The sequence below is a fragment of the Bacteroides sp. DH3716P genome (assembly GCF_025914115.1).
Classification (GTDB): Bacteria; Bacteroidota; Bacteroidia; order Bacteroidales; family Bacteroidaceae; genus Bacteroides; species Bacteroides ovatus.
Map to the genome: position 1 here is coordinate 3813435 of NZ_CP083673.1, position 11829 is coordinate 3825263.

Below are 11829 nucleotides of genomic sequence, written 5' to 3' on the forward strand. Positions count from 1 at the left end.
AACTTTGGGTAATAACAAAGCCCGGGCTTGAGAAAGTCTGGGCTTTGCGCATAAAAAAAGGCTGTGTCAGCGTTTTGACACAACCTCTTCTCTTAAATATTTTCAGTTGTGTAATTATGCCTCAGTAGCAGGAACAACAGAAACATATCTTCTGTCTTCTTTGCCAACTTTGAAGCTAACTGTACCATCTACTAAAGCGAAAAGAGTGTGGTCTTTACCCATTCCGATGTTTTCACCCGGGTGGAATTCAGTACCTCTTTGACGAACGATGATGTTACCTGCTTTGCAAGCTTCGCCACCAAATATCTTAACGCCTAATCTTTTACTTTGTGATTCGCGGCCGTTCTTAGAACTACCGACACCTTTCTTATGTGCCATTTCTTCTTACTTTTTAATTGATTAAGCTACTACTTCTGTAATTGTTAATTCAGTGAACTGTTGACGGTGACCGTTCAGTTTTCTGTGTCCTTTTCTTCTTTTCTTGTGGAAAACAAGAACTTTGTCGCCTTTAACCAAGTTTGAAACAACCTGGCAAACAACTTTAGCGCCTTCTACGGTAGGAGCACCTACTGTTACGTTTCCGTCTTTGTCTACCAAAAGAACTTTTTCAAATTCTACTGTTGAACCGTTTTCTGCACCTTCGATGTGGTGAACGAACAACTTTTGACCAGCTTCTGCTTTAAATTGCTGACCGTTAATCTCTACAATTGCGTACATCTTATATATAAATGTATAAGTTAGCTCCGGCGGGTGGTCTTTAATCACTTAAAGAACTCTTTATCGAACCCGTTGCGGAATAATCGGGCACAAAAGTACTATTTTTATTCGTTCCCGACAAATATTTCTTTTATTTTTTATAGGAGATAAAATGATTACGGCAAATAAATGAGCATTTTAGCTCTCATTGTAGCCTATTGGACTAATTCTCCTAAATTCTGCATAATGATTTTGTGTGGATAAACACGAAGTTCCTCTCCCGTTGTCATTCCGTTCAGCACACCTGCAAAATCGACTCCTGCATTCTGCGCTGTTTCGGCATCTACGGTGCTATCTCCAATATACAATGTCTCTTCGGGGCTACTTCCCAGATGTTCCAATGCAAATTTAACTCCTTCCGGCGAAGGTTTCGGTGCTTTTACATCTTCTCCTCCCACTACTATATCAAGAAAATCTTTAGGCAGAAATTCTTCCAGATAACTCAATATCCGGAAACGATACTTGGTAGAGATAATTCCGACGCGGGCACCCCGTTTCTTCAATTCTTTCAGTGTAGACAATGTGTCGGGAAAAAGACGGGTATTTACATTCATGTGTACATCAGCTTCCAGTCTGTACTCCTGCCGGAAGGCCTCCAGCTGTGCCGGGTTGGTAATTCCGGTAAGGATACTGAATGATTCTTCCAATGTTTTGCCGATTGTACGCTTGATAGCTTCATCAGTAACGGTTAAATACTGATGCCGGGTAAGCACAATTCTGAAACACTTAACGATACCACGCGACGAATCGGCTAGTGTGTAGTCGAAATCGAATAAATAGGTTTTGTAGTTCATTGGGGAAAACTTTTCCGCAAAAGTACTAAATACTTTTCTTATTTCACAGCTTCTACTGTGTATCCTTGTCTTTTTAGTAAGTTTAATAATCTTTTTTCTCCGGGGAGGTGCAGGGCGCCTACTGCAACAAAAGTCGGGGCAGCCTTCATGATTGCCGGTAGTTTTTCAGCCCATGCTTTATTACGGTTGTAAATCATGGTATCTTCTTCGCCGGGAAGTGCGTCACATTGATCGCCTTTACGCTCTTCGCTGATTTTAAGCATGGTGTTCAGATCTTGGTTCATGTAGGCGTTTGTGAGCTTTTTCAGGTTTTCTACTTCAGTCTCTATATGGTTAAGAGTGCACATTAATAGTTGTGCTTGCCGTTGTAGTGAACTGCCATTGAAAAGCAGGTTGAATTGGAATTCTGCAGTTTCCAGTCCGTCCACCTTTTTTCCGTTTTGGATGGCTTGACTTTGAAAGAATGTGTCGAGTTGCTCTTGCGGGTTGAATTTCCCTATATGTTTTACGTAAGCCATCACCACTACATTATTTAATAAGAAGGCAGGTTTTAGCTTCGGAGCCATATTTAAATCTACCATCAGGTTTTCTTTGCAGAATTTATTAGCAGTCTCAAAGTCTTTCGGAGAAAGGAGAGAGTTTAGCGTGGTATCACTTTCAATCATCATTGCCTTTTGCATCTTTTCCATGGTGGCAGGCGATTGCATTTCCGACATTTTTATCTCTCCATATACTTGTTGAGTTTCATTCATAGCCTTTTTAAGTCCGGCAATGCTATCCATGATGCTGAACGGTGCTAGATGGTGAGTGCCTATGATGTAGGAAGGTTGGTTCAGTCCGTTGCCGGACACTTTCCATAAAAGCTGTGCATTGGCGCTGAATGCCACGCAAATAAATAGAACTGCTCCGATGAATGATTTCATAATTTTATATCATTAGAAGTTGATAATTAACGTATCCTGCCGCCGCTTATCCAGTGTTTGGTATAATAGTTTTCGTTCAAGTTGCTGACGATCACTCCTTTACTGGTGCTGGAATGAATAAACTTACCGTTTTTGAGGTAAATGCCTACATGAGCTACTTTATTTTTTGAACGACTGCTGGTGAAGAATACCAAGTCTCCTTCCCGGAGATTCCGTTTGGCGACTTTATTGCTTTCTTTTTTTAGATCTTCCGTGTTACGCGGCACTTGGGTGCGGTATACCTTACGGTACACTTGATAAACTAATCCCGAACAGTCGGCTCCTCGTTTCGAATCACCTCCACCACGATAGGGAACCCCTATCCAGTCGGCTGCTTCCAGATAGAGCTTATGGTTATCCTCCATATTAATATCTACCCCCAACAATATAGAAGCTCGTGCCAATGCTTGATAATCCAGCCGGGGTGCGGAAGTGCGGCAGGAACTAAGGCTGGCAATCAGTCCTAATAAAAGGATGAATTGCAGGAAGTATCTTTTCTTTCTATCAGGTTTCTTTATACTAGACTTATGGGTATCAGACTTTTCTGTTATATATCTCATCATAATTAGTTTATGCAATAATTTTAGTAAGGATGGATACTTACCATTCATTATTTTATCATTTCCTATTTACCGTTTACTCTTCTTCTACATTAAAATAATCCTCCAGTTCTTTCTCTGCGGAGTTGTCCTCGTTGATAATATCCCGGATGATGACACCGTGTTCCAATAAAACAATCCTCGGACATACATCTACGGTATGATTGAGATTGTGACTGGATATGATAACCGTAGCTTGATGCTCCTCATTATATTTCTTGAGCAGATGTTTGATGATAGACTGAGAACTTGGATCGAGAAAGTTGAATGGTTCGTCCAGTATCAGTAATTGCGGGTAATGAAGCATGGCAGAAATAATTCCGATCTTTTGCTTGTTACCTGCGGAGTAGTTACGGATTAGCTTCTTGTGCCCGATCACTTCTCCACTCATAAAACGTTCGAAAGGAATCAGACGTTCGTCCACTTCTTCTTTCTTTAGTCCGTACATCTTTCCGATGAAATAGAAATATTCTTCCGGAGTGAGATAATCAATCAGAAAACCATCGTCAATGAAAGCACCGGTAATGCTTTTCCAGTCTTCGCTTTGGCTGACATCAATATCATTAATAATCACCTTACCATCGTCTGCTTTTAACAGATCCAGCATGATTCGGAAGAGAGTTGTTTTACCGGCACCGTTGTTTCCCACCAATCCGAGCATATCGCCTTGATTGATTTCGTAGTGTTCTATGTCTACGGCAATCTTCTCACCGAAATTCTTTTTAAGTTTGTCAATGATAATCATGATCTTCAATGTTTATATGGTTAATGATTCATGAGCGTTTATTGGCGGCTGTCTCTGAAGCCTTCCATGTTTTCGTATCGCCGTTTCATGAAACGATGATATACATTTTTAATCCATAAAGGAGAAGTCAGGGTAAATCCGAGACCGACAACTAACAGAATAATGTAAGTGATTGTTTCACCTAAAAATGCATTTAATAGACTGTATAAGATGAGAGGCACACCGAAAGCAGCGAAATTAACCACCATCTGTATAGCGCTATTCGTTTGTCGGCTTGCCACTTTCTCGTTTAAGGGGACCGTCTGTTTGTTGTAGACAGCCAGTTGGAAAAAACAGAAATAAATAAAGCCGATGGTATAGAAAAACCAGGCGAAGGCGCCCAGTAAAGTGAGTTTATTCATGATGATGGCGGGAATCATGAGTATGAAAGGTATGATTTCGCCAATGCTGTATGTGTAATATTTGGCTTTCAGTAGACTCATAATTGATTCTTTACGAGACATCAGGCCATCAATGTAATTACCTTCGAATGACATAATCTGTGAAAGGATAATCATTCCGAATACGGCAAAGTTGTATACACAGATGAAAGAAGTCATGAAATTCCCGTCGTAGACACTGGAAAAGCTAAGTGCGACGGAGAAAGCCACCACTACAATTGCGATATTGCGTAATGCACCTTTGCAGCGGCGGTTGCGTAAAAGCATTTTCAGTTCCAGCCTCATATATTCGCCAACTTCCCCGTAGCGTTCGAAGAATTTATATTCGGAGACATGTTTAATCTGACTATCTTCTACTTTTGCCAGCTCTGCATAGATAAGTCCGGACATGATCTTGCGGTTAATCAACCATAAAATGGCAATCACAAGTATGGTGCCGAGAAAATAGAGAATGTTGCCCTGTATGTATCCGTCTCCCAGATCCATGAAGAAATAGAAGAGAGGACTATCTTCGGGAATAAAAAGAAGGCAGCCTATTCCACCGTAGAAAGCAATAGGTAATAGAATCCACCAAATACGTTCGTTGATAAGAGTGCGGCAAAGCAAGTACCAGTAATTATTGGCAATAATCAATAGCAAGATACCGATAAGATAGGTGATGACATCGGGGATACCGAAAAACTTGGTAATAGTGATGAAGGAAAAAGGGACAAACAGAAACAACCAGAACAGGTTGAACAGGCTTAGTCCCGAGCGGATTAGTAAAAAGTCGATGACACGAATTCGTTTAACCGGCAGCAGGAGGTAAGGTTTTACCTCCTGCGTCGGTGTTTTTTGAAACGGAACACGCAACAGAAAGTCCAGTGCCAGGATAAAGATCAGAACCACTGCGTTCATCACATGATATGGTTCCCGGTTGGGAACCATATCAGAAAATCCGAACGCGAACGTCGTACCGAAGAATATCAGGTAACCAGCCCAGAATGCGCCCATGACATAACCGAGTATTTTAGCAACTTTGTTCTTTTCATACATCGGATGCCGTTTGGCGGCAAGCCTTCCATGTTTGCGTAATTCGTTGAATATCATCATTCGGTAGATATACTAGAGAATTTTTATTTGTTTTCTTCCGGCACGGTCATGATGACTTGAATTTCGTTGTTCTGTTTCAGCAATTTGGCGAGGAAGTCTTGCACTTCTTTCGCTGTAATGCTGTTGACCAACTTTTCATAGTCTTTTGTATTATCTACACCCGTGTAGAGGTATTCGTCCATATTATTAAGCCAGTAGCCGTTTTCTTTCTGGGCGTCTTTATACTTCTTCAGCATATATTCTTTGATCTTCTGCATGTGTTCGGCAGACGGACCTTCTTTTGCCATTTTGTGAAGTTGTTCTACAACAACAGCAGACAATTTATCTTTCTTGGCAGGGTCAGTTTGGAATACAATCTGAAGAACAAGTTCCTCTTTCGGGTATTTACCAAGACTTCCGTTACAGCTTACACCGTATGTACCTCCTTCTTTTTCACGGATTTCAGCAGTGTAAACCAAATCCAGAGCCTGATCTAAGAAGCTAAGCAGGACATTGTTGCGCAAGTCATATTTGCAAGTGCCGCTATAAAGGAACATGATGGTAGCCATCGGAGTTTCCTGTGCTTTCGCAAATACATTTTTGATCTCTCCCTTGCGGATGTCCATCTTGTTATCTTTGAAAGTCTCTTTACGGTTGATAGATGGCAGACCTCCCAGATATTTGGCGATTAACGGTTTCATTGTAGCCAAGTCTACGTTTCCTACCAGGAAGAAAGTGAAATCACTTGCATCTTTGTAGCGGTCTTTGTACATTTCAAGAATACGGTCATAGTTGATCTGGTCTACCATGTTTTCTTTCATTCTGATAGCGCGTGGATGGTGACCGTATAGTACGCTTGTAATAGTGTCACTGAAAGCAGTCATCGGGTTAGCGTCTGCATTTTGAAGTTCAGCTTTCAAACGGTTCTTGTAAGATTCGAATGCTTCGTTATCCTTACGCGGAGATGTGAAAGTCAGATAAGTAAGCTGCATCATTGTCTCAAAGTCTTTCGGAGCACAGCTACCGGAAACAGTTTCCGTAGTGTTGCCGATACCCGCACCTACGTTTGCACGTTTGCCAGCCAAAGCTTTACCCAGATCTACTTTGCTGAAATTACCGATTCCACCTACTAGAGCTACTCCGTTTAATTGAGAGATATTGATAATTTCTTCGTTCGGGAATACGCTGGTACCACCGAAGCTTACACCTTTCATTACAATCTGGTCAGCCTTGAAATCAGTTGGTTTCACATATACGGTTACGCCGTTGGAAAGTACCAACTTAGTTGTACCATAGATTTCGCCAGCTTTTTCAGAAACAATCTTACCGCCTTTAATATCTTCAGAGATCAGCGGTTCGTTAGAAACTTTATCTTCATAAGGTTTCAGATCGAATGACTTCATTTGTTTCAATAAAGCAGCAATTTCTTCTTTAGTAGGGTATTTTGCTCCTTCTTTTTCCGGACCGGCCAGCAAAACCACCTGATTGTTGTCAGTGATTAGTTGTTGCATCACCTGATTGACAGCTTCTACAGGGATATTCGGAGCCAGTTTGTTTACCAGTGTATATTCAACTTCAATTCCCGGAATCGGTTCTTTTTCAAGGAAATTGTTAACGTATTCGTTGACGTAAGAACCACTTTTAGTCTTTTCACGTTCGTTGTAAGCAGATTCTACGGCTTGCAAATAGTTGGCGCGTGCGCGTTCATATTCTGAAGCGGTAAATCCGAAGCGGCGTGCACGTTCCGCTTCTTCCAAAACAGTTTTCATTGCTAAATCGATACCGTCTATTTTGCTGCTTGCATCAAGTGCGAGTGCTTCTTTAGTCTTGGCAAGGAAATAGTTTCCATATTCTGCGCTTGCACTAGTGAAAGGAGGATTAGCGGTTTGACGGAGTTCGTTCAAACGGTTGTTCAGCATATTCATAGCCATGCTGACCATATACTGAGTAGCATAATAAGCAATGGTGTTTTTCAAAGAATCCGGTGTAGCGTCTTGTTTGAAGAAGATGTTCACATAAGGATTCTTCACTTCCTTGTCTGTACCGATATAGATAAGCGGTTCCTGATTATCTGCCACTGGATAGTAGATACGTTCGGCCGGGTTTACCGGAGCTTTTACATCTGCAAATACCTTTTTCAGTTTAGCTTCAATTTCATCTACATTGATATCACCTACAATAACGATTCCTTGTAAGTCCGGACGATACCATTTCGCATAATAATCGCGGATATCCTGATAAGGGAAGTTGTTGATAACATCAATACTTCCGATAGGCATACAGTCTGAATATTTAGAATCCGGATACAGAGTCGACTGTGCATCAGTCATGATGCGAAGCATACCACTGTTGCGGCTTCTCCATTCTTCGCGGATAACACCACGCTCTTTGTCAATTTCCTTGTCGGCAAGGTTGATAGCGTTCGACCAGTCGTGAAGGATCAGCAGACAAGAGTCTACCACGTTTATATTTTCAGTTGGTACGTTGCTGATGTTGTACACCGTCTGGTCGACACTGGTATATGCATTCAGGTTCGTGCCGAATTTGATACCTTTTGTTTCACACCAGGGCACGATGCCAAGTCCGGTTTCATCACCTGGGAAGTGCTTTGTTCCGTTGAAAGCCATGTGCTCCAGAAAGTGTGCCAGACCACGTTGTTGTGGTTCCTCAAGAATGGAACCTACTTTCTGGGCGATGTAGAATTCAACTCGTTTTTCGGGAAGGGCGTTGTGGCGAATGTAATAGGTAAGCCCGTTGTCTAGTTTACCGATACGAACATTCTTGTCCACAGGTAACTCTTGCATGGGTTGTGCAAGTGCGAGCTGGAAATTGCAGCATATAAAAAGGACTGCAATAAATAATCCACGTAATAAATGTTTCATGTTCTATTTAGTTTAAATAAATATTTCTGTGTTATTTGTCGTTGTGCTTGGTTGTAAATCACAAATAGACAGGGAAAAGAGTTATTTTATAGCTTCCCGTATCCTGACTAGCTTAGTTAACAGTCCTTCCAGAAGGTCTAACTTTAACATATTGGCACCATCGCTTTTGGCTACGGCAGGGTTTTCATGTGTTTCGATGAATATTCCGTCGGCACCTACGGCGATACCTGCTTTGGCGACAGTCTCTATCAACTGCGGCATTCCTCCTGTTACCCCACTGGTTTGGTTGGGTTGCTGCAAGGAGTGAGTGACATCCAGAATCACCGGATAGCCAAATGACTGCATTTCGGGGATACCACGGTAGTCTACAACAAGATCTTGATAGCCGAAAGTTGTTCCACGTTCGGTAAGCATCACATTCTTGTTTCCGGCTTCCACCACTTTGTCGGCAGCAAACTGCATTGCCTGCGGTGAAAGGAACTGTCCTTTCTTGATGTTAATCGTTTTTCCGGTTTTGGCTGCGGCAACCAACAAGTCGGTCTGGCGACAAAGAAAAGCCGGGATTTGAAGTATGTCCACGTATTCGGCTGCCATTGCAGCTTCATCTGCGGTATGGATATCGGTTACGGTGGGGACTCCGAAAGTCTCATGTACCTTTCTCAATACTTTGAGTGCTTTCTCATCGCCAATGCCGGTAAACGAATCCAGACGTGAGCGGTTTGCCTTACGGTAAGAACCTTTGAATACATAAGGTATTTGCAGTGCTTCGGTGATCTTTACTACTCGTTCGGCAATGCGCATTGCCATTTCTTCACCTTCTATCACACACGGACCGGCCAACAGGAAAAAGTTGCCGGTGGGGTTGTTCTTAAGTTCTATCATTTTATTATTTACCAATTACAAATTATCAATTAGATTGTGAGTATATGTCTCTCTCCTTGGGGGGAGTGATCCTGATTAGTTGGGGATGATAAGCGTTGTCTTTTCCGGGAGCACGCCTACTTCTAAAGGAAAATGTTTAGGCAACAAACGCCCGTCCAAATCCACCGCTGCATTCTGTGCCCGGAGTACCTTTACTTTTCTCGTCCGGTAGCTTTTCACCACTTTGTGATTCAGGATTCTTCCCTGAATCAGCATCCATAGTCCGGAAATAATTTGCAGGAATTCCGGGCGGTAGATTACAGATACATCCAGCCATCCGTTGTATGGAACGGCACTGGGAGTTTGTCCCCATCCCCAGGCACTGCCTATACATACGGTCATGATGCGTCCACGGATATGTTCATCATTGATGCGGAGATGCATTCTGTAGAGCTTCCGTTCGAAAATGAGGGAGAACAGGGCAGCAACGTATGAAAGGAACTTCACCCCCCAGAAACGTTTGGTCTGATCGGTGATTTTAACGATTCGTGCTCCCAGTCCGATATTAACGGCATTGAGGAAATAGCGACGCTGGTGTTCGTTTCCGTCGTAGAAGTTGCAGTAGCCTACATCTATTTTCTTCAACCGATGATTGATGATACAGTCGACAGCCGGCTTGTATTCGGTGCTAAGTCCCCAATATTTGGCGAAGTCATTTCCGATACCGTTCGGAATCATGCCGAGGGCGATGTTCTCTTTGTCTTCGGCATCGGATAGCATAATGCCATTGATGGCATCGTTCAATGCCCCATCACCTCCCACAATGACAATCGTGCGATAACCATTGTTGGCCAAAATTTTAGCGAGACGCTCTACCGAACCGAAACCTTCGGATTGTACATAGTCATAGTCTACACCTTTACTGTCCATGTACTCCTTAATTTCTTTCCAGCGCTTCTTTACCTTTCGGGTACCAGCTTTTGGGTTGTAAATCACTCCCCATTTCTTCGGTTCTACACTCATATTTGTTTATCTATCCTATTGTGTATTAAAAATCGCACTATAATAACTGCCAAAGATACTAATTCCCTTGCAGTTTCTCTTTTACAAAAGCTATCTTTTCTTCCATTGGCAGCTCTGCATTCATCCAATGGATCGTAAATCCTCTTCTTTCCATGCCGCGGAACCAGGTCATTTGTCGCTTGGCAAACTGATGGATGGCTATCTCCAAACCATTGAACATTTCTTCATAAGTCAGTTTGCCTATGACGTATAATGTCAGGTATTTGTATTCCAGTCCATAGTAGATGAGATCGTCCGGTGTAATTCCCTGTTCGATCAATCGTCTTACCTCGTCCACCATTCCTTCATCCAATCGTTGTTTCAATCGGTGGGTGATCTTTTCACGGCGCAGTTCCCGGTCAATGTCCACTCCGATGATGAGACTGTTCAGTTCCGGAAATTCTCTTTCGGGAACCGGATGGGCTGCATAATACTCTTCAATTTCTATCGCACGTATCGCCCGTTTTACGGTATCCACATCGGTAGAGTTATGCAAAACCTTGTATTGACTTAGCATTTCCGTCAACTCTTCCAGCGAATGATTTGCCAAACGGTTGCGTAATTCCTGATTTTCCGGTACGGGCATCAGTTTATATCCTTTCAACACGGATTCCAGATACATACCTGTCCCTCCACATAAAACGGGAAGACAGCCTTTTTGTTTGATGCTTTCGTAAGAATTCAAGAAATCACGTTGATATTCAAACACATTGTATTTATATCCGGGGTCTGCGATGTCAATCAGATGATAGGGGATTGTACGTCCGTTTACGGTATAGTCGGCCAAATCTTTTCCTGTACCGAGATCCATTCCTCTATATATCTGACGGGAATCGGCACTGATAATTTCTGTGTTGAGTTCATAGGCCAAGGCAGCGGCAAAGGGAGTTTTACCCGAGGCTGTAGGTCCGAGTATGGCGATTAAATCATAGTCCGGCATAGCTTCATTCTTTTATATCTGCAAAATTACGAAATATTTTTAACCTGTTTGGTATTCAATCGCTTTTTTATCAAGATTAATAAGGGGGATAGGGAAGGTTAATTTGTATTTTAACCTCTAATTGGTGGTATTCAATCTAATAATAATGAAGTGTATGAGAATACCGCCATCTGATATTATCTACTATGATATTTGTGTTGTTTTTATTGTCAATCTGTCATGATAGTAGCTAATCTTTTGATTTTTAGTGGAATATGGCTGATGATAGGAGCTGACAATAGGCTGACAATAAAGGTCTTGTTTTTTTATTGTCAGCTTTGTTTTTGCTGATTAAATAGTGTAACTATTTGATAAACAGTTGTTTATCTCCTTTTTTATCATGATGCTATTTTTGTGATAACTTCTGTATATCTGTATGTTTTTACGTTATATTACCACTAAGGTTGTGTTGAAAAATCAGGTGTGATAACTCTAGTATGCTGATAGAATAACACGGAGATACGGGTAAAGTAGCTTAAAGATACTGGCATTGTTCAGCTAGAGTGCCTTTATTGTTCTGCTAGAGTACCGTTCTTGTTAGTTCTCCACGGCCGTGGTAGCTTCTTCCCACAGTCGTGGTAGCTTCTTCTCACGGCCGTGGGAAGATCTCACCACGGCCGTGGTGAATGAATGATATCGGTAGCTTAACAGATGTATACCTGCTTGATAGAATAAAGA

Annotated in this window: 11 protein-coding genes; all 11 read right to left on the reverse strand. The window is 42.0% G+C overall.

Features of this window, described 5'->3' with window-relative positions:
* Positions 1–114: 114 nt before the first annotated feature.
* The 11 genes from rpmA to miaA all read right to left on the reverse strand — a co-directional run bounded on the left by rpmA (position 115) and on the right by miaA (position 11112).
* Positions 115–378, reverse strand: a complete 264-nt coding sequence (rpmA, locus tag KQP79_RS14315) for a 50S ribosomal protein L27 (RefSeq protein ID WP_004301792.1) — start codon at positions 376–378, stop codon at positions 115–117.
* A gap of 21 nt (positions 379–399) precedes the next feature.
* A complete protein-coding gene (rplU, locus tag KQP79_RS14320) occupies positions 400–717 on the reverse strand; it encodes a 50S ribosomal protein L21 (protein WP_004316691.1) in 318 nt (105 codons plus the stop codon).
* Positions 718–911: 194 nt separating this feature from the next.
* A complete protein-coding gene (locus tag KQP79_RS14325) occupies positions 912–1550 on the reverse strand; it encodes an HAD-IA family hydrolase (RefSeq protein ID WP_004309869.1) in 639 nt (212 codons plus the stop codon).
* Positions 1551–1588: 38 nt separating this feature from the next.
* Positions 1589–2473 (reverse strand): TraB/GumN family protein, encoded by an 885-nt coding sequence (locus tag KQP79_RS14330; protein WP_138343906.1) that lies wholly within the window; start codon positions 2471–2473, stop codon positions 1589–1591.
* Positions 2474–2499: 26 nt separating this feature from the next.
* Positions 2500–3123 (reverse strand): C40 family peptidase, encoded by a 624-nt coding sequence (locus tag KQP79_RS14335; protein WP_004324994.1) that lies wholly within the window; start codon positions 3121–3123, stop codon positions 2500–2502.
* A 25-nt stretch (positions 3124–3148) separates the two neighbouring features.
* Positions 3149–3856: an ABC transporter ATP-binding protein gene (locus KQP79_RS14340; protein WP_138343908.1), complete on the reverse strand. Its 708-nt coding sequence runs from the start codon at positions 3854–3856 to the stop codon at positions 3149–3151.
* A 38-nt stretch (positions 3857–3894) separates the two neighbouring features.
* Positions 3895–5388 (reverse strand): DUF5687 family protein, encoded by a 1494-nt coding sequence (locus tag KQP79_RS14345; protein WP_171036040.1) that lies wholly within the window; start codon positions 5386–5388, stop codon positions 3895–3897.
* Between the two features lie 23 nt (positions 5389–5411).
* Entirely contained in the window at positions 5412–8249 is a 2838-nt protein-coding gene (locus KQP79_RS14350; protein ID WP_004309865.1) for a M16 family metallopeptidase, read from the reverse strand.
* 81 nt (positions 8250–8330) lie between these two features.
* Positions 8331–9131 carry a 3-deoxy-8-phosphooctulonate synthase gene (kdsA, locus tag KQP79_RS14355; protein WP_008650894.1) on the reverse strand — a complete coding sequence of 267 codons (801 nt, stop codon included), beginning with the start codon at positions 9129–9131 and terminating at the stop codon, positions 8331–8333.
* 75 nt (positions 9132–9206) lie between these two features.
* The gene (locus KQP79_RS14360) at positions 9207–10133 is read right to left on the reverse strand and encodes a diacylglycerol/lipid kinase family protein (RefSeq protein ID WP_004301802.1); all 927 of its coding nucleotides are present in this window, start codon (positions 10131–10133) and stop codon (positions 9207–9209) included.
* A gap of 58 nt (positions 10134–10191) precedes the next feature.
* Complete coding sequence (gene miaA / locus KQP79_RS14365) at positions 10192–11112, reverse strand: tRNA (adenosine(37)-N6)-dimethylallyltransferase MiaA (RefSeq protein ID WP_004309863.1); 921 nt, start codon at positions 11110–11112, stop codon at positions 10192–10194.
* Positions 11113–11829: the final 717 nt, after the last annotated feature.